The 25,435-nt window shown below is 34.9% G+C and carries 26 protein-coding genes, 3 pseudogenes, 1 riboswitch and 1 other annotated feature; of the genes and pseudogenes, 11 read left to right on the forward strand and 18 right to left on the reverse strand.

The window, feature by feature from the left end; all coding sequences use genetic code 11:
• The first annotated feature begins 258 nt into the window (after positions 1–258).
• Both U860_RS0111560 and U860_RS0111565 read left to right on the forward strand, forming a co-directional pair.
• Positions 259–1,551 carry a histidine--tRNA ligase gene (locus tag U860_RS0111560; RefSeq protein WP_025148659.1) on the forward strand — a complete coding sequence of 431 codons (1,293 nt, stop codon included), beginning with the start codon at positions 259–261 and terminating at the stop codon, positions 1,549–1,551.
• A 166-nt stretch (positions 1,552–1,717) separates the two neighbouring features.
• Positions 1,718–2,026, forward strand: coding sequence for a hypothetical protein (locus U860_RS0111565; protein ID WP_025148660.1), 309 nt, complete (start codon positions 1,718–1,720; stop codon positions 2,024–2,026).
• A gap of 93 nt (positions 2,027–2,119) precedes the next feature.
• On the opposite strand, the gene U860_RS0111570 is transcribed toward U860_RS0111565, so the two are convergent.
• Complete coding sequence (locus U860_RS0111570) at positions 2,120–2,395, reverse strand: DUF1292 domain-containing protein (protein ID WP_025148661.1); 276 nt, start codon at positions 2,393–2,395, stop codon at positions 2,120–2,122.
• Between the two features lie 168 nt (positions 2,396–2,563).
• A complete protein-coding gene (locus U860_RS0111575) occupies positions 2,564–3,616 on the reverse strand; it encodes a pyruvate kinase (protein WP_025148662.1) in 1,053 nt (350 codons plus the stop codon).
• A 282-nt stretch (positions 3,617–3,898) separates the two neighbouring features.
• On the opposite strand from U860_RS0111575, the gene U860_RS0111580 reads away from it, so the two are divergent.
• Positions 3,899–5,572, forward strand: a complete 1,674-nt coding sequence (locus tag U860_RS0111580) for an alkaline phosphatase (protein WP_025148663.1) — start codon at positions 3,899–3,901, stop codon at positions 5,570–5,572.
• Positions 5,573–5,789: 217 nt separating this feature from the next.
• On the opposite strand, the gene U860_RS0111585 is transcribed toward U860_RS0111580, so the two are convergent.
• On the reverse strand, positions 5,790–7,259 hold the full coding sequence (locus tag U860_RS0111585) for a S8 family serine peptidase (RefSeq protein ID WP_025148664.1): 1,470 nt from the start codon (positions 7,257–7,259) through the stop codon (positions 5,790–5,792).
• 133 nt (positions 7,260–7,392) lie between these two features.
• Between U860_RS0111585 and U860_RS36355 the strand changes: the two are divergent.
• A pseudogene (locus U860_RS36355) lies at positions 7,393–7,546 on the forward strand (IS4 family transposase); the annotation flags it as partial.
• A gap of 172 nt (positions 7,547–7,718) precedes the next feature.
• Here U860_RS36355 and U860_RS33145 read toward each other — a convergent pair.
• The 6 genes from U860_RS33145 to U860_RS0111615 all read right to left on the reverse strand — a co-directional run bounded on the left by U860_RS33145 (position 7,719) and on the right by U860_RS0111615 (position 12,790).
• Positions 7,719–7,982: a DUF3947 family protein gene (locus U860_RS33145; RefSeq protein WP_081806691.1), complete on the reverse strand. Its 264-nt coding sequence runs from the start codon at positions 7,980–7,982 to the stop codon at positions 7,719–7,721.
• A gap of 264 nt (positions 7,983–8,246) precedes the next feature.
• Positions 8,247–8,957 (reverse strand): hypothetical protein, encoded by a 711-nt coding sequence (locus U860_RS0111595; RefSeq protein WP_025148665.1) that lies wholly within the window; start codon positions 8,955–8,957, stop codon positions 8,247–8,249.
• A gap of 337 nt (positions 8,958–9,294) precedes the next feature.
• On the reverse strand, positions 9,295–10,053 hold the full coding sequence (locus tag U860_RS0111600; protein WP_025148666.1) for an SDR family oxidoreductase: 759 nt from the start codon (positions 10,051–10,053) through the stop codon (positions 9,295–9,297).
• Positions 10,054–10,109: 56 nt separating this feature from the next.
• Positions 10,110–11,774 (reverse strand): ABC transporter permease, encoded by a 1,665-nt coding sequence (locus tag U860_RS0111605; RefSeq protein ID WP_025148667.1) that lies wholly within the window; start codon positions 11,772–11,774, stop codon positions 10,110–10,112.
• Positions 11,767–12,492, reverse strand: a complete 726-nt coding sequence (locus U860_RS0111610; RefSeq protein WP_025148668.1) for an ABC transporter ATP-binding protein — start codon at positions 12,490–12,492, stop codon at positions 11,767–11,769. The genes U860_RS0111605 and U860_RS0111610 overlap by 8 nt, the downstream gene beginning before the upstream one ends.
• Before the next feature lie 103 nt (positions 12,493–12,595).
• A complete protein-coding gene (locus U860_RS0111615; RefSeq protein ID WP_025148669.1) occupies positions 12,596–12,790 on the reverse strand; it encodes a hypothetical protein in 195 nt (64 codons plus the stop codon).
• Between the two features lie 179 nt (positions 12,791–12,969).
• On the opposite strand from U860_RS0111615, the gene U860_RS0111620 reads away from it, so the two are divergent.
• Positions 12,970–13,329 (forward strand): DUF3796 domain-containing protein, encoded by a 360-nt coding sequence (locus tag U860_RS0111620; RefSeq protein WP_025148670.1) that lies wholly within the window; start codon positions 12,970–12,972, stop codon positions 13,327–13,329.
• Positions 13,317–13,517 carry a helix-turn-helix transcriptional regulator gene (locus U860_RS0111625; protein ID WP_025148671.1) on the forward strand — a complete coding sequence of 67 codons (201 nt, stop codon included), beginning with the start codon at positions 13,317–13,319 and terminating at the stop codon, positions 13,515–13,517. Before U860_RS0111620 ends, U860_RS0111625 begins: the two co-directional genes overlap by 13 nt.
• Before the next feature lie 286 nt (positions 13,518–13,803).
• Here U860_RS0111625 and U860_RS0111630 read toward each other — a convergent pair whose 3' ends face one another.
• From U860_RS0111630 to U860_RS0111655, 6 genes and pseudogenes are all read right to left on the reverse strand, one after another.
• On the reverse strand, positions 13,804–14,766 hold the full coding sequence (locus U860_RS0111630) for a hypothetical protein (protein ID WP_025148672.1): 963 nt from the start codon (positions 14,764–14,766) through the stop codon (positions 13,804–13,806).
• A 234-nt stretch (positions 14,767–15,000) separates the two neighbouring features.
• Positions 15,001–15,711 (reverse strand): YjjG family noncanonical pyrimidine nucleotidase, encoded by a 711-nt coding sequence (locus tag U860_RS0111635; RefSeq protein WP_025148673.1) that lies wholly within the window; start codon positions 15,709–15,711, stop codon positions 15,001–15,003.
• Between the two features lie 48 nt (positions 15,712–15,759).
• A pseudogene (locus tag U860_RS31415) lies at positions 15,760–16,678 on the reverse strand (phosphotransferase).
• Between the two features lie 120 nt (positions 16,679–16,798).
• A complete protein-coding gene (locus tag U860_RS0111645) occupies positions 16,799–17,821 on the reverse strand; it encodes a tyrosine-protein phosphatase (protein WP_025148674.1) in 1,023 nt (340 codons plus the stop codon).
• Between the two features lie 90 nt (positions 17,822–17,911).
• A complete protein-coding gene (locus tag U860_RS0111650; protein WP_025148675.1) occupies positions 17,912–18,751 on the reverse strand; it encodes a hypothetical protein in 840 nt (279 codons plus the stop codon).
• A 50-nt stretch (positions 18,752–18,801) separates the two neighbouring features.
• Positions 18,802–19,524, reverse strand: coding sequence for a GNAT family N-acetyltransferase (locus tag U860_RS0111655; RefSeq protein WP_025148676.1), 723 nt, complete (start codon positions 19,522–19,524; stop codon positions 18,802–18,804).
• A 126-nt stretch (positions 19,525–19,650) separates the two neighbouring features.
• Here U860_RS0111655 and U860_RS0111660 point away from each other — a divergent pair.
• Together U860_RS0111660 and U860_RS0111665 are read left to right on the forward strand one after the other, a co-directional pair.
• A pseudogene (locus tag U860_RS0111660) lies at positions 19,651–19,935 on the forward strand (DUF2785 domain-containing protein); the annotation flags it as partial.
• A 17-nt stretch (positions 19,936–19,952) separates the two neighbouring features.
• On the forward strand, positions 19,953–20,420 hold the full coding sequence (locus tag U860_RS0111665) for an NUDIX hydrolase (protein WP_025148678.1): 468 nt from the start codon (positions 19,953–19,955) through the stop codon (positions 20,418–20,420).
• Here the strand turns inward: U860_RS0111665 and U860_RS0111670 are convergent.
• A complete protein-coding gene (locus U860_RS0111670; RefSeq protein ID WP_025148679.1) occupies positions 20,417–21,415 on the reverse strand; it encodes a tryptophan--tRNA ligase in 999 nt (332 codons plus the stop codon). The genes U860_RS0111665 and U860_RS0111670 overlap by 4 nt on opposite strands.
• Before the next feature lie 51 nt (positions 21,416–21,466).
• Positions 21,467–21,674, reverse strand: a binding site (T-box leader).
• Between the two features lie 140 nt (positions 21,675–21,814).
• Between U860_RS0111670 and U860_RS0111675 the strand changes: the two genes are divergently transcribed.
• The gene (locus U860_RS0111675; RefSeq protein ID WP_025148680.1) at positions 21,815–22,972 is read left to right on the forward strand and encodes a 1-deoxy-D-xylulose-5-phosphate reductoisomerase; all 1,158 of its coding nucleotides are present in this window, start codon (positions 21,815–21,817) and stop codon (positions 22,970–22,972) included.
• 28 nt (positions 22,973–23,000) lie between these two features.
• Here the strand turns inward: U860_RS0111675 and U860_RS0111680 are convergent, their stop codons facing one another.
• Together U860_RS0111680 and U860_RS35840 are read right to left on the reverse strand one after the other, a co-directional pair.
• Complete coding sequence (locus U860_RS0111680; protein WP_025148681.1) at positions 23,001–24,122, reverse strand: AI-2E family transporter; 1,122 nt, start codon at positions 24,120–24,122, stop codon at positions 23,001–23,003.
• A gap of 68 nt (positions 24,123–24,190) precedes the next feature.
• Positions 24,191–24,391, reverse strand: coding sequence for a hypothetical protein (locus U860_RS35840; RefSeq protein WP_033795411.1), 201 nt, complete (start codon positions 24,389–24,391; stop codon positions 24,191–24,193).
• 114 nt (positions 24,392–24,505) lie between these two features.
• Between U860_RS35840 and U860_RS0111685 the strand changes: the two genes are divergently transcribed.
• Positions 24,506–24,976 (forward strand): GNAT family N-acetyltransferase, encoded by a 471-nt coding sequence (locus tag U860_RS0111685; protein ID WP_025148682.1) that lies wholly within the window; start codon positions 24,506–24,508, stop codon positions 24,974–24,976.
• 28 nt (positions 24,977–25,004) lie between these two features.
• Positions 25,005–25,149: riboswitch (cyclic di-AMP (ydaO/yuaA leader) on the forward strand.
• A gap of 98 nt (positions 25,150–25,247) precedes the next feature.
• Positions 25,248–25,391: a hypothetical protein gene (locus U860_RS35845; protein WP_002172701.1), complete on the forward strand. Its 144-nt coding sequence runs from the start codon at positions 25,248–25,250 to the stop codon at positions 25,389–25,391.
• Positions 25,392–25,435: the final 44 nt, after the last annotated feature.

Genomic DNA, 25,435 nt, shown 5'->3' on the forward strand with positions numbered 1-25,435 from the left:
TTTTTCAAAACTGAAAATATTGATATTTCAAAAATCTTCTGTTATACTTTTGAAAAAACTTATTAAGGAGAGATTTGTAATGCGAACTTTTAATACTTCTTTCCAACTTCATCATCATACGTAACGCCGTGTATCCGAAGAAAAATTTTTCTTCGTGGGTACAGGGCTTTTCCTGTTGACCCACGAAGCGTTCATAAAGCTATGTGGGTATTTTTATACCTGCATGGCTTTTTTTAATTTAAAAGAGGAGTGATTAGAATGGAAATGAAAAATGTAAAAGGAACAAAAGACTATTTACCAGAGGAACAAGTATTACGAAATAAAATTAAAAGAGCTTGTGAAGATACATTTGAACGATATGGATGTAAACCTTTAGAAACTCCAACATTAAATATGTACGAACTTATGGCATATAAATATGGTGGTGGCGATGAGATTTTAAAAGAAATATACACGCTTCAAGATCAAGGAAAACGTGAGCTTGCCTTACGCTACGATTTAACAATTCCATTCGCTAAAGTTGTTGCGATGAACCCAAATATCCGCCTTCCTTTTAAACGATATGAAATTGGAAAAGTATTTCGAGATGGTCCAATTAAACAAGGGAGATTTCGTGAGTTCATACAATGTGATGTTGATATAGTTGGTGTAGAGTCTGTAATTGCAGAAGCTGAATTAATGGGCATGGCATTTGAACTTTTTCGTACATTAAACTTAGATGTACAAATTCAATATAACAATCGAAAATTATTAACTGGTATTCTCGAATCGATTAACATTCCTACTGAATTAACGAATGATGTTATCTTGTCATTAGACAAAATTGAAAAGATCGGCATTGATGGTATTCGAAAAGATTTGCAAAACCGCGGAATTATAGAAGAAACAGTAGAAATAATATGTGATACAGTGCAATCTTGCATGGAGTTTGATATTGCTGACTTTGAAAAAGCGTTCAATAATACACTCGTTACAAGTGGAGTAAATGAACTACAGCAATTACAGCAATATTTACTCGCTCTCGGAATTAAAGAAAGTACTATATTCAACCCGTTTTTAGCAAGAGGACTCACAATGTATACAGGAACTATATATGAAATCTTTTTAAAAGATGGAAGTATCACATCGAGTATTGGTAGTGGTGGTCGCTATGACAATATAATCGGAGCCTTCCGTGGTGATAATATGAGCTATCCAACTGTAGGGATTTCATTCGGTTTAGATGTTATTTATACAGCGCTGCAAAAACAAGAAACGATGGCATCTACGGCAGATATTTTTATCATTCCACTCGGGACAGAATTACAATGTTTACAAATCGCCCAAAAATTACGTGCTACAACTTCCTTAAAAGTTGAACTTGAACTAGCTGGTCGTAAATTAAAGCGTGCCCTTAATTACGCCAATAAAGAAAATATCCCGTATGTACTTATAATTGGTGAAGAAGAAATTACTGCAGAAACCGTTGTGCTGCGAAATATGAAGGAAGGCACTGAAGTAAAGATTCCCCTTTCTTCTTTAGAAAATAACACATTTAAAAACTATATATAATAAGAGCCACCCTCCTTTGGGTGGTTTTTCTAATGAATAAATAAAAATTGAACTAGTTTACATAATATAATTATCGTTACATTTTAACGTAAATCACAAAAACATATCTATTCATCCACTATATTTGGTAATATATTCATACGAGCATATTTAGGAGGAATTTACTTTGAAGGAAGTCGTAAAAACATTAAAGTGGACTACAGGTATTTCCCATCTGTTATTAATTCTTTGTTATTTACTTCAAGGAATAGTTGACTTATCCGAGATACCATTACTTATAGTAATTACTCTACATATCATTACTATTTTATTAGCTAAAAAAGAAGGCATGAAAACCTATGCTAATTATATAGGAATCCTCACTATTCTAGTTGCTTTCTTTCCCTATATACGAATCGCTATACATATTATAGCGTCGATTTTCCTTCTATTAGATGCGGCTTCCACGAACACAAAAGAAGTGTATGATTTATAGCGGATTGAAAAATAGAAGTTAGCGAAAGATTTTTCAACCCTATACAAAAAAGAGGGCAGATATGCATCTCCCTCTTTTGTCTAACTATTTTTATTATTTTTGTTCTTGCTCGTCCATAATCTTCTCAAACGCCGCAGATACTTTTTCAAATTCCTCATCACTTTCAATGTATGAGAATTCGTCATCTTCTTCTACTTTTAAAAAGAAAATATCAACGTCTTCCTCTGTTTCCGCTTGGATGTCTTCTACAAAGGCAACTGCAATGTATTCTGCTCCTTCGACATCCATCGCTCCAAGCACTTCAACTTCCTGCTCTTCATTATTCTCGTCGCTAAGGCTAAACACTTCGCCTACTTCAATATCTGACATATTCATTCTCCTCCTATCACACTCTAAAAAATAGAACGCTCAAATCGTATACTCACTAACATATCTTTCCATAAAAAAGTTGAATTCATACAGAAAGAACAACAAATTCTTGTTGATTCAGCATAAGTATGCAAATAATACTATACGCGATAAATGTAAATTTTTATACTAAAGTGACTTATGCAACAATTCCAGTACATCTTTCATCGCATAAGGACCATCTTTTTTTACGTGCTCAGCGAATTCAGAAACGAGACGCAATGTTTTCACACTTTCGATTGGATGATCTCCTGACGCACTTTCAGCAGAAAGCATAACTGCATTCGTTCCATCCAGTACAGCTTGAAATACATCCGTCACCTCAGCTCTTGTAGGAATAGAATGATCTACCATAGATTGAAGCATTTGTGTCGCTGTAATGACATACGTATTCGTTCGATTGCACTCACGAATCAGCATTTTTTGTAAAAGCGGAATAAATTGATAGAGCAATTCCACTCCTAGATCTCCCCTTGCAATCATGATTCCATCCGCTTCTTTACATATATCTTGAAAATTCTCGATCGCTTCCATCGTTTCAATTTTTGCAATTAAATTAGGTGCAGTTTCTGTGTACCCTTGTATAAAATTTCGTATTTCCTTTATATGACTAGGTTTTCGAACGAAAGAACACGCAATAAAATCAACACCCTCTTCTAGCAGAAACTGAATGTCTTTTTTATCCTTCTCTGTAATAGCTGGTAAACTTACGATTGTACCTGGTAAGTTCACCCCTTTATGAGAGGAAATATTGCCACCTGTTTTTACCCTTGTTTCTATTTTTTCCGTACTTACCTTTTCAACAATTAATTCAACTTCTCCATCATTAATAAGAATTCTACTTCCTACTTTTACGTCATTCGCGATCCCTACATAATCAACACTTACTTCTTCTTTATTCCCTTGAACTGGATTGGTATGTAAAGTAAATAACTCCCCTGCTTCAAGGGTAATTTGTTCCTCTTTCATTTCACCCAATCTTATTTTAGGACCTTGTACATCCCCTAGAATTTTAATAGAATCGTCTAACGATTTTACTAAACGAATGATATCTTTATGACTTTCATGCGTGCCATGTGATAAATTTAACCGAACAATTTTCATACCATTGTCTATTAACTGAGCTAATGTTTCTTTATTATTGCTTACTGGTCCAATTGTACAAACGCGATCGATTGTCATTCTTCCCACCATCCTTTTTTTAATGTTTCCCATAAAATAAAGAGAAGATTCTTTTTATAGGAAAGACCGTACTACTTAAGGATACAAAAAGGTTTTATGTGATGAGAAGATTTTTCTGAAGAAGTAGCCTAAATTCACCTTTTTGTGTTCAACATTTTGACTTAATAGTTATTGTTAGTTTCGTGGCAATGGGGTACTACTAACAAATAGTAAAAAATCAAAACTATGTTTACATACGAATATTAGATTGGGATGCCGAAAACAATCTATGGAGGGACAACAATGACTAATCTTCGTAAAAAGATAATGGGATTAACTTTAGCCAGTACTATAACACTAGGTTCATTAGCTGCAGGAGGCATGATGAGTGGTAATGAAGTAAAAGCTGCGGCGAAAAAAGCAGAGAAACAACCAAAAAACGTAATTATCATGGTTATGGATGGGACAAGCTCTTCTGTCACAACATTGGCCAGGTGGTATAAAGGGGCACCTCTTGCACTCGATCAAATTGTATCAGGAGGTGTTCGTACGTATTCGGCAGAATCAGCTATTACGGATTCTGCACCAGCAGCCACAGCTTTAGCGACAGGCAATAAATCAAATTCAGGCTATGTGGGCGTATTACCTTCTGTTGTGAATTCGCCTGGCTTAGAACCCGTCAAAGAAGAATGCAAGTTTCGTCCAGTTGCCAACGTCTTAGAAGGTGCAAAACGTTCAGGCCGTGCAACAGGAATTATTGCTACATCAGAAATTCAGCATGCTACTCCGGCTAGTTTCTCTGCCCACCATGCTAACCGCAAAAATTTTGAAGTAATTAGTGAACAGCAAGTTTATCAAAATATAGATGTTGTATTAGGCGGTGGAAAGGCAGCACTTCTGCCTCCGACAAGCAGTGGTATTCGTAAAGACAACGAAAATTTAGTAACAGTGATTCAAGATAAAGGATACGACTTCGTCGAAACAAAGGATGCATTATTAAATTCCAAATCAAATAAAATCTGGGGCTCTTTCTCCAGTAATGCACTTGCATTCGATATAGATCGTGCAGCAACCAATCCTGAACAACCAACTCTTTCCCAAATGACGGAAAAAGCAATTCAAACTTTATCAAAAGATAAAGATGGTTTCTTCTTATTCGTAGAAGGCAGTAAGGCAGATTGGGCAGCACATGCAAATGACCCAATCGGGATGATTAGCGATGTATTGGCATTTGATGATGCGGTTACGGCAGCGTTAAAGTTTGCGAAGAAAGATCGTAATACTATGGTCATCGCTGTAACCGATCATGGAAATAGCGGTCTTTCCATTGGTAACAGCAATACTACAAAAGGATATGATACCACACCAGTATCAGCCTTCATTACCCCACTGAAAAAGGCGAAAATGACACTTGAAGGTGCTACAAATAAACTAAAAGATGATTTATCTAATATAAAAGAGGTCGCTGCTCTTTACGGTTTAGACAACCTAACTAATAATGAAAGTGAAAAATTAAAAGCTGCTCAAAAGAAAGCTGATGTAGGTCCAATCCTTACTACATTATTGGCTAACCGTGCGAACATCGGTTTTACAACTGGTGGTCATACGGGTGAAGATGTATTCTTATACTCTTACGGTCCTCAAAAGCCATACGGTTTAGTTCAAAATACAGACATTGCGAAGACAATGGCCAGAGCAATGGGCTTCCAATTAGGAGACATAACGAAGAAATTATTTTTAGATGCCGAAACATCCTTTAAAAAAATTGGTGCGATTGTAACGATTGATAAAAAAGATGTAGCAAACCCTGTACTTGTAGTAAAACGCAATAATACGGAGGCAAAATTGTCTGTTAATAAAAACATTATCTGTATCCATGGAAAAGATTATGAACTAGGAAGCATCGTTGTAGAAAGCAACGAAAAATTCTATGTACCTGAACAAGCAATTCAACTATTTTTAAGACATTCTCGCTAAAAAAAGATTGCCTCTTATGAGGCAATCTTTTTTATTTTATTTAAGTATGAAATGTATGTTTTTGTAGTCTAGCTCCACATATCCATCAAACTAATATTCTGAAGTACTCCGAAAACGAGATTTTTATCATTTGATATTTATCAATGTAGATTCTGCCCGTTTTTTGGAACAACAGGTATCTGAACTTAATAGGGATAGGTGCTATCCCACTTTTTTATTATTTTTTTATTTTTAATAACGCATTATAAATATTTGCTTCTCCAGATCCAAATAATGCATCATGTCCTGGTTTACCGAAATCTTTTGCTGTTTGTTTAATTAAGTTCTCTACTTGTGCAGGAGAATATGTCGGATGAGCCGCTTTAATAACCCCCGCAATTCCCGCTACTTTTGGCGAGGCCATTGATGTTCCATGCATTAAAGCATAGTTATGCAGATCTGAAGTGAAATATGGTTCCAAATAAGTTGGCCATGTACTTAATGTACGATAATGGAAATCTCGCTGTGCTAAATCGCCTGTTTCAGCATATACAGGACCGTTATCACCGCCTGGTGCTGCCACATCAATAAAACTGTTTCCATAGTTTGAGTAAAATGCAATTTTATCAGTTGACCATTGATTAGAAGAAGATACATTAATTACACCCGGAATTTGACCCGGAGTTTCTACATAAGGCCCTTTAAAGATAAGATCGTCTGAGCCATACTCCTTATTTAAATAATCTGTTATCATTTTCTTATCATTCATATTGAGTGATTCGTTTCCACTTGCCGCTACGACTGTTACATTTTTTTGTACGGCATATTGAATTGCACGCTTCCAAATAAGAACATCCGCATTATCGCTATATTTTTTTCCGTTATCATAGTATTTCATGCTATCAAATCCACCGATAGACATGTTTATAACGTCAACATTATCATTTGCAGCCGCAACAATAGCGTCTACAATCCAAGCTGTCGGTGCACTACCAGATTCGGGGAAAACGCGATATGAACGAACTTTAAGATCTGGTCCAACCCCTTTTATTTTGCCATTTGCTGCAATTGAGCCTGCTACATGGGTTCCATGTCCTCCCCTATCCTTCACATCAGCAGGATCACCTTTCTCAGTTTCATCCGCACCAGCTGGTACGAAATTCTGACCACCACTATAGTTTTTTATTAAATCAGGATGATTCGCATCGATACCGCTGTCGATTACACCGACTGTTGCTCCTTTCCCTGTTCCTCCATTCAGCTTATAAGACGCACCATCATTTGTTATATTTTTGATGTCCCATTGATAATTCCAATAGCTGTCTATATTTTCTGGCTGTGGGATATCCGTTACTGGCTTTCCGTCCGCTGCGGTTGGCCTTATTTCTTCTTTATCTAAAGCGTGGAAAACTTCTTGATTTGCAGCTTGGATAGATGAAATCCCTTTCAAGTTATCCAAGAAGGAAGGGTTACTTGACTTTACTTCCATTGCTCCGATGGCAGGAATGACGCGGAGAATTTGCCCACCTGCATTCGAAATAATAGATTGATAATTGCTAGGTAAATCTTTCTTAAAGGCAATCAAATAACTTTTTTCTGTTTGAGTTGAGCTAGATGTTGTTTTTGTTTCCGCAGACACATTGTTTCCTGCTAGAGTACCGAATGTTAAGGCTGTAGCTAATGTCAAAGTGGTGATCCTTAATTTCATTACAATTCCCCCTAAAAAAATTAGTAATGCTTGGATAAGATTCTATTCCACATTAGGAATAGTAAAACCTTCGATAAACTACCTATGTGAAAATATTTTTTTGCTGCTCCTCCCCCATAGCTATCAAGCTAACAAAATAAATATGACGGTCTTAATGAACTCTCTTCAACCAGGACAAACATGTAAAATATCCAATGCTTATGTAGGAATGACTGATAAAGTGCCAATCCATGTGATTATTCGTCAGCTAACAAAAGAACAAAAAAAGATTACAAGATCAAACAATCTCGCTTATCATTGACGTTATATGAGTTTAGCTTGATGGCAATGTCCTATCCCCATCAAGCTAAAAAGGTTTTTGTTCCCATCAAAGAGCTATTTCTGTTTGTCATTGTTCGCTATAAAACATATACAGTTTCATACAGTAACGATCAAAAATAAATTCCATCCTTGTATAATCTACATCATGTAATACGATTGTGATGGGTAATACGGCTGTGATGGGCAATACGATTGTGATGGGTAATACGATTGTGATGGATAATACGATTGTGATGGGTAATACGATTGTGATGGGTAATAACTTTGTTGCATTTGTTGTGATTGTAATGCTTGTTGCTGTGCTTGTATAGCCTGATGAACAGCTTGAATAGTACTTTGTGCAGGTCCCGGCCCTCCTAAAGGACGCATTTGCATTTCATTGTAAAAATAATTGCAAAACATTCTTTCTTCACCTCACCTCTGTAAATATTTTTGTCTTCATCTTTCATACTATGAATATTGAATTAAAGTGGATAATTCATAAGATTTTTCACCTTTCCAACTAGTCGCTTTTCCATCTCCTTATAAAGTGAGTAAAGAAAATTATGTCAGTCAACAAGCGTTCGATTCATTTCGTATCATAATTGAAAAGAACAATAAATAACGAGCCCCACATACTATCTCTACAAACTAAAAAGGCCTACTCACACGAGTAGGCTTTTGAAACTATGAAAGCTTCGTTAATAATTGATTTAAATCTTGTTTCGTTTTTGTCGTTAATGACTTCATTTTCTTAACATCTATCTTTTCTTTTTCCGCTCCTACAATTAACGGGTACATACTTTGACCGATTGTTTTAGAATCAGTCGGATGTGATGCTTCTAACTCTTTTTCAATTACATCCCACTTCTCATTAATTTGCTTTCCAAGTTTATTAACTGTTTCAAATTTAGGGTTTGCCGCTAATTGCTTGTCTAAGCTTTCAATTAATACAACTACTTCTTTTACATTTGTTTTCACAGCAACGTTTTTCTTCGGATCTTTCGTTGTATTTCCGTTATTGTTTGTACTTGTACTTTGATCTGTTGCTTTCCCACTAGTAGTTTGATCATTCGTTTTTCCTGTCGTTTCTTTTTCTGTCGTTTTTCCATTTTGATTTTGAGTAGACGTTTTGCCATTACTTTCTGTGCTTGATGATTCTTTCGTATTTTTTGAATCCTTATCTGTTTTTTCATTCGAAGAAGTATTTGTGTCTTTTTCAGTATCTTTCGTTGTTTTTGACGCTTCATTTGCACTTGTCGTTTTTGATTGCTCTTCATTTTGTGCAGTTGCCTGATCCTTCTTCGCTGCATCTTTATCCGTGGAGGTACTACAAGCTGCCATAGTAAGCATTGTACCAATTGTAATCGAAGCGATAGCGACCTTTTTCATTTTCATAAAAATCCCCCTATGTTTACAATTTTATCCTCCTCTTTACGATTCTATTTTCCAATAAAAAATCCCTTTTCACACGAATCACCATCTTTCCGACAGTAATCTTCATAATAATACGTACAAAAACTGATAAAATGATTTTAACATTCGAGTTTCTTCTATCCAATTTTTCTACTCCGTAATAAAAGAAAAAGAGTATATTGTCACATAAAGAATTGTAATCTACATGTGGCAATATACTCTCATATCAACTTTTTCTCTTTTTTGACATTTTATTTATACAAAAAAAATAAAATCAGCCAACTTTTTTTGTTTCTCAACTTTTGTTAACATAATATTTTTATGAATAACCACCGTTCGAATGAATTACTTGCCCAGTAACCCACTTCGCTTCTCCACTTACTAAAAAAGCAATTAAACGTGCAGCATCCATTGATTCTCCAACTCTTCCTTGTGGGAATTTCCATACTAAATGATGCTGTAATTCCTCAGTAATCCATCCTGTATTCGTTGGTCCTGGATCTACAGCATTGACTGTAATCCCCTTCTCCATAGCAACTGGTGCTACTGACTTTGTAAATGCTTCTATTGCTCCTTTCGTTGCTGCGTATGCAAGTTCATCTGGCATCGGCTCCAATGACTGCCCTGAAGTAAGATTAATAATACTTCCGTTCGTTTTGAGTGAAAAATGTTTAATAAATAATGAACTTAATAACATAGTAGCACGAACATTAACCGTATAATGTTTATCTAACTGTTCTACATCTAACTCTTCAATTTTCGTATGAGTAGCATAAGCTGCATTATTAATAAGAATAGATGGTTCACCTAAACGTTCTGATACCATATACAATACACGATTAGGCGAATAAGACTGCGATAAGTTGATTTCTGCCATTTCACATCGGACGCCATAACTTTCAATTTCCTTTTTCAATACAAAAGGTTCTTGATCATTCATTCCCCACGGCATTGCTTTATCATACCGAGGCCAGTACGTGAAAAAAACGTCTATCCCCTTTTGAGCAAGCACCTTGCATACAGCTGCACCAATTCCATTAAGACGAGTTGCCCCTGTCACAATTGCTATTCTCTTCACATTTTCTCCTCCATCTATAGGTAGATCCTCTGCACGAATACAGAGGATCTATCTTTTTAATTAATATTTGACAATATACGTTCTGCACCTAATTTTAAAATTTTAATAAAAATATAGTTTACAATCGTAAACAGTACAAATAAAACGATAAACATAATCCAAAGTCCTACATGAAGGACAAAGTATAATACACTTACTCCCGCTACAATAACTAAAGCTATTAAAATATTAGCTAAAAAATTCCACAAAGTTGTATATCTACTTTTAAATAACTTCTGTTCTGTATCCCAATGTATATCTGCAGTTTGCGCATCCCAGCGCGTACCGATTAAATTAATTAACAATAATCCGTTCGCACTTAGTAAGAACCAAAGTACCATAAATACTGGAGAAACCCCCGCCACAACTGCCATCGTAATACCGAATACTGCTAAAATTGATATATTAATTAGCCAAGCTGTTAATGTTTTTGCGAAAAAGATATCGGAAGCCTTTACTGGTAAGTAGCGATTCACAAACCAAGAGCTTCCATCTCGAGAAAATGACGTTGTTGCAATTACGTTATTTCCCATTAAAAATAATGATGCACAAAGGCCAGCACCAATTGCAAAACCCGCTTTCTCTGGATTGTTTATATATTCCGTAATAAACTTTAAATTTCCATCTTGTACAAATAAAATAAAGAACAGCATAATCGGCATTACAAAAGTTTGCACAATGCAATTTAAGAAAAATTGCGGTGTACGGAATAACGTTTTAAATTCTTTTTTCACATATGCTTTTAAATGAGAACTTTGTACCGTTGATTTCTGTAAACCTTCTGCTGAAATTACCTCTTTCTTTGCTGTACTCGTTGAAAGCCCAATAACCCCTTTCAAATATGTACGCTCTGCAATGTAGTAAAACAGCCCGAAAAACGCGATAGAAATAAGCATGTAAATAAGAACGTATACTAGGCCTTTCCACGATGCACTTTCTACTAATCCCATCGCTCCAAAATATGTAGTTGGAAAATAATTTGTCATTTGTATGAAAAGTGAGGATTCATTATTTGCAAGATAATTTGCAACCGAATCTCCGGCTCCAGATACTGCACTTTTATTTCTCCATTGCATAAACACATTAATTCCTACGATAAATAGTATACTTACAATTCCAATGAATATATTTCCTCGATCTTTATTTTTCGCTATATTCGTATACCTCATAATAATTGTCATAATTAACGAAGCTAAAACTAGCGGAATGATCGGGAAGAATAAGTAAATGACAATCATATAAATGTAATATGTAATGAAAGCACCACTCTTTAAACCGTAAGTAATAAAGATAGGCAATAAAATAAACGAGCTCATTACGTATTGTGTAATTAACACTGTAAAGAACTTTGCAGAAATAATTTGCGCTGGTTTTAACGGTAACGGTAGCAACATTTCAACATCATTACTATAGTAAAACACTGTTAAAATGTTCATAATACTCATCAAAAATACCCATATACTAGCAACTGCTAATCCCATCGCAATAACAATTCCTGGATTCTGTCCGATGTGTATCATTCCTTCATATATTCCATGAGTCATCGAACCGAATATTAAAAAACCTACAAATAAAATGGCTGCAAATGAAAATAAATACGCCCATCTTTTCTTTTTATCTGTTATGAAATCTGCATAATTTAATTTCAATAATACCTTTGTTAACGTCCAAATTTTACTCATTTCCCGTCATCTCCAAGAACATTTTTTCAAGTGATTCATTGGATTTAAAATGATCTCTCATTTCATTTAAATTTCCTTTAAACTGCAAATTCCCCTTATTAATTATAGCAACGCGGTCACATATTTTTTCCGCTACTTCTAATACATGTGTAGAGAAAAATACAATCTTCCCTTTATCTGCATGTTCTCTCATCATTTCTTTTAAAATGTATGCAGATTTTGGATCAAGCCCCGTTAATGGCTCATCTAAAATCCACACATCCGGTTCGTGTAAAAGCACACCGATAATAACAATCTTTTGTCTCATACCGTGTGAATAGCTTTGAATTTGATCTGATAAAGCATTATAAAGATCAAATTTCTTTGCTAACGATTGAATTCGCTCTTGCCTTACCTCTTTCGGCACTTCATACATATCAGCCATAAAGTTTAAATATTCAATTCCTTTTAATCGTAAAAACATATCTGGGCTATCTGGGACATAACCAAACGTCTTTTTCGCTTCCATCGGCTCTTTCATAATATCTTTACCGTTAATCGTAATGGTTCCTTTGTCCACCCCATGAATACCAGTAATCATCTTTATTGTCGTTGATTTTCCGGCACCATTCGGTCCTAAAAACCCAAAGATTTCTCCGCTAGGTACTGTTAAACTTAAATCTTTTACTGCATATGAAGATCCATTATAACTTTTTGACACATTCGTAATTTCGATCATTACATCCAATCCTTTCCTTAATTACCAAATAACTATATTAACATTATAGCATACTTATATTTTTAGATTTTTATTATTTTTCAGTTTTATCTTGTTGTACTTTTTATCCTTTAAAGTAAATATAAACACCAAGTCCAACTATTAAAACAAAAGCTAATATAATATAAATCATCGTAAGCCGTGTAATATTTCCTTTTGTCGCTTTACTATAATTCGCATCACCATTTCGCCCAATTAATATCGTTCCAATGACAGTAATAACTACAAGTAATATAACGATCATTATCCAAGTTAGCATTCCTTCCTCCCCCTCCTTACAACCATTTTACAATATTATCCTCTTTATTTCGCAGTATATTTAGTCTTTTTACTATTATTATGAAAAGAATTGGAAAACTATTATTACCATAAATTTCTATACGTGATATATTTATAACATAACGTGAACTATTTCTAACATTATAAGGAGGACCTATCGTGAAAACAACGTGGATAAAATATTTAGGATTTCTCGGTCTCTTCGGTTTTCTCGGTTTTTTTTATGAAAAAGGATTGTTTACTATGTTCTGTTTCTTTTCCTTTTTCACAACGTATAGAAAGGTTCATCATGATGAGCTTTTTGAACAGATTGTAAATAAATCGTGCCGAAATGCCTTTATCGTTACATTACTAACAACTGCTATTATTATGTTTACTGAAATGCTATTTCCAAATCCGGTTTTACAAGAAATTGATATTGCTATTATTTTTGGCACACTCATTCTTACGTTCGGTTTCTCTATTTTCTTTTATGATAAACCAGTTGATGAAATGGAAGATGCACCATGGCGTTCGTAACAAAGATAAAAGAATACCGTGCCAAATTGAATATGACACAAGAAGATTTAGCGAAGAGCGTTGGTGTACGTCGGGAAACGATTAGCCATCTTGAAAAAGGAAAGTATAATCCTTCATTGCAGCTTGCTCACGATATAGCGAGGGCACTGCATAGTACGATTGATGAGACTTTTATTTTTGAGGATTAATTTAAGGCCACCATGTCTAATATGTAATACTGAATCTACAGTAATTAAAAATACATTACACGATGACGCATGTTGTTTAACAATGTAGTTTTAAGGTGTATCAGCACTTTACTTGATACGCCTATTTTTTTATGGCTTTTATCACTACATACATCAAAGCGACAAGTATGTTGCTTTGATGTAATGTTGTTTCTGTAATTCTTAAAGAAATACCGTACTTTTTCCAGAACCACATAAAAAAATACCGGCACCCTTCCCATGAAGAATAACCAGTACTTCTCATTTATCACCCATACAAAACCGCATGAAATACGCCTAACAGTAAGTATTGATCCTGTATATAATCATCATCATATACATTCATCTCGATGTAATACATATCTTCCTCAAGACGAATATTCCAATCTGCGATTACATAGCCTTTTCGTAATAACTTTCCCATCCCAAATGAAGTTTTGTGAACAACATATTCTTCTGTCTTATATGTAAAGGTAAATAAGAAATTTGCATCCAATAACTTTCCGTCACATACAAGCATTTCATGCTCTGCATCATTATTATCGATGTACGTTACTAAAATCTTTCTTTGGCGCTGCCTACTTACATCCTTTGCAATGACGCGAATATTGTCCTTACTAGCCTTTATTTCGTAAATGATATTACTACCAACTTTCGGAATGAAGTCTAGCACTTTCATCAACGTATTTTTATAATAGCCCCGTACTACGCCTACTTGTTTGCTTCCATTGTAAACCTCTATCGACGTCGTATCCGCTTTACTATCACACAGTCGTTTGTAAGAAAGCTGCATCATTCGCTCTCCTCTTAAGTACTGATCAAACGTCACAGGATATTCTATCGCGCGCAGTTCCTTATTTAGCTCATATAAATAGCGTTGAACGCTCTCTACTAATGTTGCAGTAGATATACGCTCCTGAAGTTCAAATTGTTGCCAACTGGAAGAAACTCCCCACTGATCGTCCTCTTCATAGAAGAATCCGAGAATTACTTCATCACGGTCACTCGTTTCATAATTCATTTGTACGTTCTGTCCATGTTGAACTTGTTCCATCCACTGTCCTAAATAAATGCCGAGCTCTGCGACCTTCATGCATGACTTCTGAAAAAGTACTCTGTTACCGACACGAATTGTTAAATCCCCTTCAATAAAGCCCTTTGTATAAGAGACATACCGTGGCTCATCCTTCTGCGGAATAGCCTTGTCTAACTCAAATAAAAACGTTAACATCCTTCACTCACCTCTAGTTGTTACACAGCTCAAACCTGACATCAAATCACTCTGAAAAACTATGCATATACGTATATTTAATTCATGCATTATAACACATGAATGACCTTAGTATAGTAGCGCTATTTTTCAATCCATATATTAGTTGAACGATTTTTCAAATATATCTAACGCAACTTACAATATATCAACGATTTTTTCGATATATCGATTTATCGACAAATATCAACATGATTAAAATGAGGCTACCTTTTCTTCCGCCACTTCCACAATTTCTAAAATTTGCAACAAACTCTCCACTTCATAAGTCGGCTTAACACTTGTCTTGTTTTCTTTCAGACTCGGATTATACCAACAAGTATCAATACCGTAATCTTCTCCGCCTTTCATATCAGAAGTTAGCGAGTCACCAACCATTAATACGCCCGACTTATCAGTAATCCCAAGCTTTTCAAATGCATAGTCAAAAATCTCACGAGCTGGTTTTTGATGGCCGACCTCTTCTGAAATAATAATATGATCAAAGAAGTTACATAAAGGCGAATTTCCAATTCTTGATTGTTGTACTTTTGTATATCCATTCGTAATGATACCTAACTTACAATCTTGAAGATTCTCACATAATTGTACTGCACCTTCTATAAGATGTACTTCTTTCCCTAAGTTTTCAAGGTATACATCACTAAATTGCTGTGCATCTACTTCTAGATTATGAAGAGCAAATAATTGTCTAAATCGATCTACCGCTAATTCACCTAGCGTAATCATTTTATTTTCTAAATCTCTCCATAATCCATTACTAATCTCTTTATAACTTGCAAGATAATCATCATACCCTGTAGGCATTCCGAACTGTACAAACGCATTATGTAATGCGTTTTTTTCCGTTTCAGGAAAATCTAATAATGTATCGTCTACGTCAAATAATATAACTTTGTATTTCATGATGTTCTCCTCAATTCCTATATTAAAAACTTCATTCTTATAGCTTAATTATAGGCTTTTATATATTTCATTATAAAGTGCTTTGACTCGCTCTTTATAGAATACACCTTTATCTTCTATTTTCAAATGTGCTATAAATAAGTTTGCAAGCATGACCGAGGTATCTAATCTATAAAACAAACAAACTAACAATATGAGGAGTAGCGTTAAAGATATTATCATTCTTATATCCATCTTTAAATTCATCCCAACTAACCTCATTCGTTTCAGCTATTCTCATAAGCTCCAATAATGGATTACCAATTAGAGCGTTATCCCAATCAACTATCGCTTTAACTTCTCCGTTATATCCAATTAAATTTGCTGGTCGAATATCCATATGCAATAAACTTTTTGTATGGTCAGCCCTACTAAGAATATGTTCAATTGATTGTGCATCTGGAAGTTTAATATTATAGTTCGTAACTGTATTAAAACCTTCTACTCTTTTCACAATTCGTTCCGCTATATGCTTACTAATTGGCTCTCTAATGTTTTGCTCGTAATGTAAACCTTCAAGTGACATACTATGAAGCTTGTTAACTAGCTCTCCTATTTTATACGCAGGAATAGGCATATGATCCGTAGCCACATAATCCGAAATTAAAAAATCAAGGTCGGTAGAAAGATGCAATCCGTATATCCTTGGTACTGGAATACCTTTTGAATTACAAAACTTAGAAAGCTCTGCTTCCTTTTGCAACGAAAGTCGACTATTAAATAAATCTTCATTTATATTTTCCACTTCACGTTCCCACGGCACTCGAAATGCTAAAGGTCCTTTTTCTGAATCTCCTCGAAAAACAATATTTTGCACTCCTGTTCCAATCACCTTTAAATCCTGAACAGCTAAATCCTTATATTCTTGACTTAATATTGTTGTTAGCTTTCCCCTTAACTCTTCTGCTTTTAAACGTGTATGAATCATTTTATCCCCCGATTCGTAAGTTCTTTTCACCCATTTCCCCCTCGGTGCACAACATCCTCATAAACGAAATTATATCAACAATAATAAAAGGAGGCTAATCTAAATCAGCCTCCCTTCTTGTTATTTATCTTCCAAAAGTAATTCTTTCATTTCCTCTAATGATTCTTTCGTAAAGCCAAGTCCTTTTTCAGCATATGCTTCAATAGATCCATACTGCTTTTTAATTTCATCAATCGCAGCCTGTAAATACTCAGCGCGTGCTTCAAACATCGCACCTAATATTGCTCTACTTTCATCATTTTGTAATTTTGCACCTAAAAATGCCATCATTTTTTCGTTTAACTTTTCACGGAAACCGTTACTTAATAAATAGTCTTGCATTACCGTTTCTTCTGATACACCTAATAGGAGTAATAATAATGCTGAACCAAAGCCAGTGCGATCTTTTCCGGCTGTACAGTGATTCACTAACGGTAAGTTTTCTGGATTTTGTGCTAACTGTAAAAAGCTCACAAACGCCTCATTACCGTTCACAAAATCTTGATTCATTTTCACTAAATATTCACCAGGTTTTCCTAATACAGATAAGTCACCAACCTGGAAAAACTCATTTATATTTAAATCTTTCGCTAAGTCTTGCATAACTGGTATGCATACTTGACGAGCACCCTTAATGCCTGGGTTCGGCTTATGCTTCACTTCAAAATCTGTACGGTAATCACAAATTAGTTTTAATCCCGACTTCTGTAAATACTCGATATCCCATTCTGTTAATCCTGCTAACTCTTCAGAACGATACAATTTGCCCCATTTTACTTTACGGCCTTCTGTCGTTTCATATCCTCCCATATCACGGAAGTTAAACGCTCCTTTTAATGGTAATCTGCGCTCCGCGACTGTTACCACTTGTCCATCATTTCCTACTAACCTAAAATATGGACGCTCATTTTCACTCGGGTTTTCAATTGTACATGATGACTCTCCAATTACCGTTACAAGTAACTCTCCATTTTCTTCAATATGTTCTGGTGAAGTACTCCAATAAATTCGAACTTCTTCTATATTATTTTCCCACTCTATATGTAACGTATTATCTTCATTTCGTTCTACAGTTGCTTGTAACCAATTTTTTTGTTGCTTCATACTTTCACCAACGCTTTCCTCGTATAGTCTAATCCTTCTCTATTGTATTATAGGAAAACTTACTTTGTCGTTTTGATTTTTCTGTTTATCTTACAAACATACAAAAAGTTCTTTTATTTGTTCAAAAGTTGTACACGGATTACCGCGAAAAACATAAGCGATTTGCTCATCACCTAAATCTTCATATACAACTGTGCCTCGCCCCCGGTGTGAATAAAGCTCTAAACCGTTTACTACTTGTTTCACACCATAATTCGTTGTCCATGAAGAAACAGGATAGTACGCTTTGTTTTTATGCCTACAAACCCAAAGTGCATATAGTTTATTATCTTCGTCCCAGTATACATACTGCGTTTCATCATCTCCGAATCCGACCGACTCGAGCTTCCAACCTAACTTTTTATGAATTGGAAATTGCGAATATGATACGTCATCTGGAGAATTCCATTCATGACATCTTCCTATCTCACCAACTTCACCTCTTTTCGCTTGAAAGCTTAAATGGTGAAACGGTGTATGTAATATCTTTTTCGCAAACTCCATATTTATCGGCTGTAACTCGAATAAGAACCTTTCCATTTGATCTTGGTTTACATATCCAAGATCAATAGAAATTTCAATTTGCGTTTTCCATTTAGATGTTACATAACTTTCTTTCCCCTTATAATTTACACCTTTCCAATACACAAGCCCTTTATATTGAAAACAATCTCCTTTTGCCTGAGAAAGACAACTATCTGGAAACACCGGCTCCATTATATCAAGAAAAAATTCCTTAACTCGAAACTTGCTAGTTGGGGTAATAACTTGAAACCAAAAAGTTTCCCATTTTCCCCCTTCATTACGTTCTGAAACTTTTTCTACTTTCCAGCCTTCTAACAATACTTTTGGATACAGTAAAGCGAATGAATGCAATGCTTGCTTCAACATATATACTCCCTCCCGCTAAATGAGTTCGAGTAAGTATGTCATTCATCCTTCTAAAACTTTCTCACATATCGCTCAGTAGAACTTAGCAACTGACATCCGTTCTTTTCAAAAATATCCTTCATCCACTCATTTTTTACATTTGTCTCGCCAATATAATAGGAAGCTCCTATTTCTTTTAAGACAAACATCGCCCCTGTAAATAATGCTACTTCATACCCTTTATTTCGCACATTTGGAGCAACTGCGAAATACATGAGTCTCCCTTCTTCTATCGTACCTCTCTCAATATGCGGGATTACAATTCCTATTGGCTCTTCACCTACAACCGCTATTAAACAATGTTCTTTCCATTGCCCACCAATTTCTTGTTCCATCATATTTACAAATTGATCATACGCTACTTGTTCTTCTGTCACTTCATTCCAAAGAGAGTGAAAAGCTCCTTCTCCTACTTCCTCAATAAGTTTAAAATCAATATCACTTTCTATATCATCCACTTCATATATATCCTTAAATACAATTATGTTTTCAGCAAAATATTCAAATGAATACTTTCCGAAACACTTCCTATATACATCATAATTTGGGCTTTTTGAAGAAATCTCAAAATGTAAATTTTCTAATCCGTCTTTTTTCGCCTCAGCAACAAAATATTGCACCATTTCTTCAATTTGTTCGTCTGTAAAAACTACCGTATTATTTTCTTTTATCGTTACAGAAGACGCTTCTCTTTTTACTTTAAAGTTTTTTTCTAAATGTTTTATAATCGTCATAATCTTCCCTCATCTATGTAATACTCTAATTTCCGCTTGTTCTCCTTGCATGAGCAGGATTGTCCTTGAATATATAGAATACTAGAAAAGATCGCATCTTTAAAGTGCGGAGGAGGTTCTCCATTGGATATTTACCATAACAATGAAGATGAGAGAATTGTTACCCCCTTAGTATCGATGTTGTATCATGACTATGCGCAAGAAGATTTAATTTCAACAATTATTCATAAAAAAATAAAAAGGCTTCCTCAAATTAGAAAGCGCCTTTCTCTCAATGAATATTGCATTTTATGTGCCAACATTAAAACATTTTTACGTACATTATACTTTAGAACAAAAAATGATCATAACTTAACTTTTACTAAACATAAGGCGGAAAGAATGTTAAAAGAACTTCCTAACTATTATTAAATACAAGGAGAAATGATATGGGCTATATTGAAGACATGAGAAAACGAGTAGGAAATCATCCACTTATTTTAATCGGTTCACACGCAATTATATTAAATGAAAAAAATGAAATATTATTACAACTCCGTACAGATTTTAACCGCTGGGGTATTATCGGCGGGGCCTTAGAATATAACGAAACATTAGAAGACGCTTTAAAACGAGAAGTATTTGAGGAAACTGGACTTACCGTAAAAAATGTCGAACTGTTCCGTACATACTCTGGACCAGATTTCTTTCAAATCTATCCAAACGGTGACCAAGTACACGGTGTGCTTGTTATTTATATTTGCCGTGATTTTGACGGCGAGCTTATATGTGATCAAACTGAATCAAAAGAATTACGCTTCTTTCCGCTTGATGCACTGCCTAGTACTCTCCATCCAGTCATTGAGAGAATTATTAGGGAGTTTCAGCAAACAATGCAAAAACAAGGGAACGCTTAACGTTCCCTCTCAAATCCAATCCGCTTCTTAATTTCCGCTAAATTTGCCTTCGCAATAGCTCGTGCCTTCTCAGCACCTTTTTCTAACGCTTCATATAGTAAATGCGGCTCATTCATATATTTCCCGTATTTTTCCCTCGGACCCGATAACTCACGGTCTACAACGCGAAATAGTTCTTTTTTCACATCGCCCCATCCAATTCCAGTCTCATACTTTTCACACATCGACTGAATTTCATCTTCTGTTGCAAATTCTTTATAGATCGTAAATAACGTTTCCAGTTCTTTCGGTTCATTTGGAAGTGAAGAATCTGTTTTTATTTTAAATATTAACTTTCGGAGCTTTTCTTGCTCTGCAAATAACGGGATAACATTCCCATAACTTTTGCTCATCTTTCTTCCATCAAGCCCCGGTAAGACTGCCCCCTCTTCTTGTATCACATACTCTGGAGGCGTAAATGTCATACCAAATGTATTATTAAAGTACGTCGCAATGTCACGAGCAATTTCAATATGCTGGATTTGATCTTTTCCGACTGGTACATGAGTAGCTTGAAATAATAAAATGTCCGCCGCCATTAAAATCGGATACGTATATAATCCCATATTTACACTCGTATCAATCTCTACTCCAGCTTCTTTATTTTGCTCCACCTTCGCTTTGTATGCATGAGCACGATTCATAAGACCTTTCGGAGTTAGGCAAGATAATATCCACGTTAATTCTAAAATCTCCGGTATTTCTGTTTGTCGATAAAAAATAACGTCTTCTTCAAGCCCAAGTGATAACCAAGTAGCTGCTACCTCTTTCGTATAACTACTGAACTTCTCTGGATCATGCACAGCATTTAATGCATGATAATCTGCTATGAAATATAATGCTTTTCCTTCTTTGTTTTTAGCCATTTGTAATGCAGGTTTAATTGCACCAATATAATTACCTAAATGAGGATAACCTGTTGGCTTAATTCCTGTAATCACAATTTTCTCACTCATCCTAACCCCTCCTTTATACAAATATAAAAACAAAAGAGCCCCTCATCCTAAAAAAAGGACGAGAGACTCCCGCGGTACCACCTTAATTAGCTATCACTATAGCTCACTTCAACTTCTTAACGTGAAGTAACCGTCTTCGCCTACTCATTTCAGCTAGAAGCTCCAGAGCCCATTCCATATTCATCCCTTACTGATTCTCACCAAATATCAGCTCTCTGAAAAGCTTTGAATATGTACTCTTCTCTTTCATTGCTTTTTCATTTATTCTCCACAGTTTATCACACTTCACTTCCAAATAAACCCCAATTTTCCGTTTTATATAGCAGGAATTTCCACTTTAATTGTCTAATAATATATAGGTTTGTAGAAATAATTGAAACATCTTTGGAGGTTTTTTTCATGGTAAAATATATATCCATTTTAGGTTCAACAGGGTCCATCGGCACATCTGCATTAGATGTCGTTTCAGCTCATCCTGAACATTTTAAAATCGTCGGTTTAACTGCAAATTATAATATCGATCTTCTCGAAAAACAAATTGAAACGTTTCAACCTCATATTGTAAACGTTGCGACAAAAGAATTAGCAGATACATTACGTTCTCGTATTTCAACAAATACGAAAATTACATATGGGACTGATGGTTTAATTACAGTAGCTACTCATCCTGATACAAATCTTGTATTAAGTTCCGTTGTCGGTGTTTCAGGATTACTTCCAACGATTGAAGCATTAAAAGCAAAGAAAGATATTGCCATCGCTAACAAAGAAACTTTAGTTGCAGCTGGACATATCGTAACCGAATTAGCGAAACAAAATGGATGTCGCTTAATTCCAGTTGATAGCGAACACTCAGCCATCTTCCAATGTTTAAACGGAGAAAATAATAAAGAAATCGAAAAACTAATTGTTACAGCTTCTGGTGGCGCTTTTCGTGATAAAGCACGTGAAGAAATGAAACTATTACAAGCGAAGGATGCTTTAAAACACCCAAACTGGTTAATGGGGGCAAAACTAACAATCGATTCTGCCACATTAATGAATAAAGGGTTTGAAGTGATGGAAGCGAGATGGCTATTTGATATTCCTTACGAAAAAATTGATGTTATGATCCATAAAGAAAGTATTATTCATTCTTTAGTCGAATTTATTGACGGATCAGTCATGGCACAACTTGGTGCTCCTGATATGAGAATGCCGATTCAATATGCGTTTCACTACCCTACTCGACTACCTTCTTCCTATGAAAAATTAAATTTACTAGAAATCGGTAGTTTACATTTTGAAAAACCAGATTTAGAGAAGTTCCCATGTCTACAATACGCATATGAATGTGGCAAAATCGGTGGTACTACTCCCGCCGTATTAAATGCAGCGAACGAAATTGCAAATGCACTATTTCTTAAAAATGAAATTCCATTTTTCGATATTGAAAAAACAATTTACAAAACAATTGAGGCTCATCATAACGTAAAAGATCCTTCTTTAGATGCCATATTGGAAGCTGATCAATGGGCGCGCCAATATGCAAATCAATTGTTAATGAAAAAGAGCTAAAACAGTTTTATCTGTTTCAGCTCTTTTTTCACGTATTCAACTTAACAAATCTATAACCATGCGTCACTAACACTTTTAGTATCGCATATCCCGGAATTGCTAAAATAACCCCCATAATTCCAAATAAATTCCCTGCGGTCAAAATGATAAATATGATTGTAATGGGATGAATATCTAACTTTTTCCCCATTACTTGTGGTGAAATAAATTTCCCTTCTGCTAGTTGTACAACCATCATTACGATAATTACTTTTAAAATCATTGCTGGTGAGTCAATAAATGCGATAATTAATGCTGGTGTTATCGCAATAACAGGGCCTACATACGGAACAACGTTTACAATCATCGCCAAAATAGCGAGTAATACGGCGTATTTAATTCCAATGATTAAATACCCGATAAATAACATAATTCCGATAAATAGACTAACAATGATTTGTCCTCTAATATACGAACTAATCGCATAATGCATATCATCTAGTATTCTCTTCGCAGCTGGTTGCCTTTGCTCAGATATAAACTTTAAAAAGTGATTCGGTAACTGTTCGCCATCCTTTAAAAGATAGAACAATATAAAGGGAACCATCACAAATGTTAAGACGACCTCAGTTACTGTGCTTAAAAATCCTGTTACATTTCCCGTTACTGATGATAACGATTTTGTAAAATCTACTGTGTAGTCTTTTACTATATTCGCAACATCAACATTTAAATTCTCTTGAATTTTACCAAGTAAATTACTTTCTCCAAGTCTACGTGCTGCTCTCTCAATCTCATGACCAAAATACGGTAGGTTACTTATTAACGCATCAATTTGGTCTCTAATAATCGGGATAACCGTTACAACTAAAAACACAAATAGCCCTAGTACAAGTATATATATGGAAGCTATCGATACAATTCTTGAAACACCCTTCTTTTCTAGAAATGAAACGAAAGGATGCAAGATGTAAAATAGGACTCCCGCCAATAACACTGGGAAGAAGATTGTTTTCAAAAAGACAATAAACGGTGTAAAGACAAATGAAATTTTTGTTAGCAACAATATGTTAATGAACAATAATGCAAATCCAAGTAACACCGCTAAATAATTTTGTTCTTTAAAAAACTTTTTCAACTTATCTCTTTTTCTCAAATTTACTTTCTCCAACTATACCACCTCAGTTAATGATGAAAAGCCCTTATAAAGGGCTTTTCATCATTGTATATATTATAAATTTATCTTCTTGCGACCTTTACGATAAATGATACAATGAGAATTAGAACAATTGCTCCTATGTATACACACCATCTAACGAAGGACACTAAGCACAATAATTCATCACCTAGCCAAACTCCTAGTAAACAAGCGATTATATTTCCAAACATACGAGCAGGAAAATCTTTACCTATTATAGAAACTGCAATTGTACCTATAATAGTATGACTCTATTTAGCTACCAAGTCATTACTTAATCCTTACATTTATTATATCCAGAAAAGAAAAATCTTGTCAAACGCATGAAAAAACGGCCCAAAAGGAGATTATAAACTATGATTCAAAAATTAATAGTAAACTCTTATGATACAGCTACGTCTATTTTAAAAATTCAAATTCCCGCTTATGAAATTGAGGCAAAATATATAAATAGTACAGCCATCCCCCGTTTATATGACACTGTAACTGATATTCAAAATTGTGATGAAACTTTTTACGGATATTTTCATGAAGACTTACTCACCGGATTTATTTCTTTTAAAGTTGATGAAGATGTAGTTGATATTCATCGTTTAGTAGTCTCACCCGATCATTTTCATAAAGGGATTGCAACGAAGCTGCTCCTACATATATTTGACATGTTCTCCTCTTCTGAAACGTATATTGTACAAACAGGGAAAGCAAATACTCCTGCTATCGCATTATATAAAAAACACGGCTTCACTGAAGTAACAGATACAACACTCCCTGATGGCATGATTCTTACACAACTCAAAAAACAGAAAATACGAAATAATTTGACTTAGTTGTTTATGTATGTTATTTTTTACTCTATACAACCTTTTGCTGAGTCCATTTTTTTGGAGCGGGGGAACCATTTATGTAGCTTTTTGCTACTTGGGGCGAATCTTTTTAAGTAGGGAAACTCTCACTTCCCGAGTCCGACAGCTAACCTCGTAAGCGTAATGGGAGAGGAAGGTGCTTTTTGCCAATGTTACACAGTATACCTCCTTAACTATAAATTATGGAATCGATATCAAACAAAAACCTATATTTATAGAAAAGGAGACATGTATAATGTTACGTTTATCAGATCACGAAGTAAAAATGATGGAGCAACGCATTCGATTAGAACAACAACGTACGTATCAAGCAAACAAAATGGTCGATAATTTACATCACAAATACTTTTTCCAACATATTTTTCAGCCGAAAAGATAAATAGATTATACGTACGATATAATGTAATACAAAAGGCTTTGCAA

This window comes from Bacillus sp. H1a (assembly GCF_000633475.1).
Classification (GTDB): Bacteria; Bacillota; Bacilli; order Bacillales; family Bacillaceae_G; genus Bacillus_A; species Bacillus_A paramycoides.

Coding starts and splice junctions, on each gene's coding strand:
- U860_RS0111560 (WP_025148659.1), top strand. CDS start 259: ATGGAAATGAAAAATGTAAAAGGAACAAAAGACTATTTACCAGAGGAA.
- U860_RS0111570 (WP_025148661.1), bottom strand. CDS start 2,395: ATGTCAGATATTGAAGTAGGCGAAGTGTTTAGCCTTAGCGACGAGAAT.
- U860_RS0111575 (WP_025148662.1), bottom strand. CDS start 3,616: ATGACAATCGATCGCGTTTGTACAATTGGACCAGTAAGCAATAATAAA.
- U860_RS0111580 (WP_025148663.1), top strand. CDS start 3,899: ATGACTAATCTTCGTAAAAAGATAATGGGATTAACTTTAGCCAGTACT.
- U860_RS0111585 (WP_025148664.1), bottom strand. CDS start 7,259: ATGAAATTAAGGATCACCACTTTGACATTAGCTACAGCCTTAACATTC.
- U860_RS33145 (WP_081806691.1), bottom strand. CDS start 7,982: ATGTTTTGCAATTATTTTTACAATGAAATGCAAATGCGTCCTTTAGGA.
- U860_RS0111595 (WP_025148665.1), bottom strand. CDS start 8,957: ATGAAAATGAAAAAGGTCGCTATCGCTTCGATTACAATTGGTACAATG.
- U860_RS0111605 (WP_025148667.1), bottom strand. CDS start 11,774: ATGAGTAAAATTTGGACGTTAACAAAGGTATTATTGAAATTAAATTAT.
- U860_RS0111610 (WP_025148668.1), bottom strand. CDS start 12,492: ATGATCGAAATTACGAATGTGTCAAAAAGTTATAATGGATCTTCATAT.
- U860_RS0111615 (WP_025148669.1), bottom strand. CDS start 12,790: ATGCTAACTTGGATAATGATCGTTATATTACTTGTAGTTATTACTGTC.
- U860_RS0111625 (WP_025148671.1), top strand. CDS start 13,317: ATGGCGTTCGTAACAAAGATAAAAGAATACCGTGCCAAATTGAATATG.
- U860_RS0111630 (WP_025148672.1), bottom strand. CDS start 14,766: ATGTTAACGTTTTTATTTGAGTTAGACAAGGCTATTCCGCAGAAGGAT.
- U860_RS0111635 (WP_025148673.1), bottom strand. CDS start 15,711: ATGAAATACAAAGTTATATTATTTGACGTAGACGATACATTATTAGAT.
- U860_RS0111645 (WP_025148674.1), bottom strand. CDS start 17,821: ATGAAGCAACAAAAAAATTGGTTACAAGCAACTGTAGAACGAAATGAA.
- U860_RS0111650 (WP_025148675.1), bottom strand. CDS start 18,751: ATGTTGAAGCAAGCATTGCATTCATTCGCTTTACTGTATCCAAAAGTA.
- U860_RS0111655 (WP_025148676.1), bottom strand. CDS start 19,524: ATGACGATTATAAAACATTTAGAAAAAAACTTTAAAGTAAAAAGAGAA.
- U860_RS0111665 (WP_025148678.1), top strand. CDS start 19,953: ATGGGCTATATTGAAGACATGAGAAAACGAGTAGGAAATCATCCACTT.
- U860_RS0111670 (WP_025148679.1), bottom strand. CDS start 21,415: ATGAGTGAGAAAATTGTGATTACAGGAATTAAGCCAACAGGTTATCCT.
- U860_RS0111675 (WP_025148680.1), top strand. CDS start 21,815: ATGGTAAAATATATATCCATTTTAGGTTCAACAGGGTCCATCGGCACA.
- U860_RS0111685 (WP_025148682.1), top strand. CDS start 24,506: ATGATTCAAAAATTAATAGTAAACTCTTATGATACAGCTACGTCTATT.
- U860_RS35845 (WP_002172701.1), top strand. CDS start 25,248: ATGTTACGTTTATCAGATCACGAAGTAAAAATGATGGAGCAACGCATT.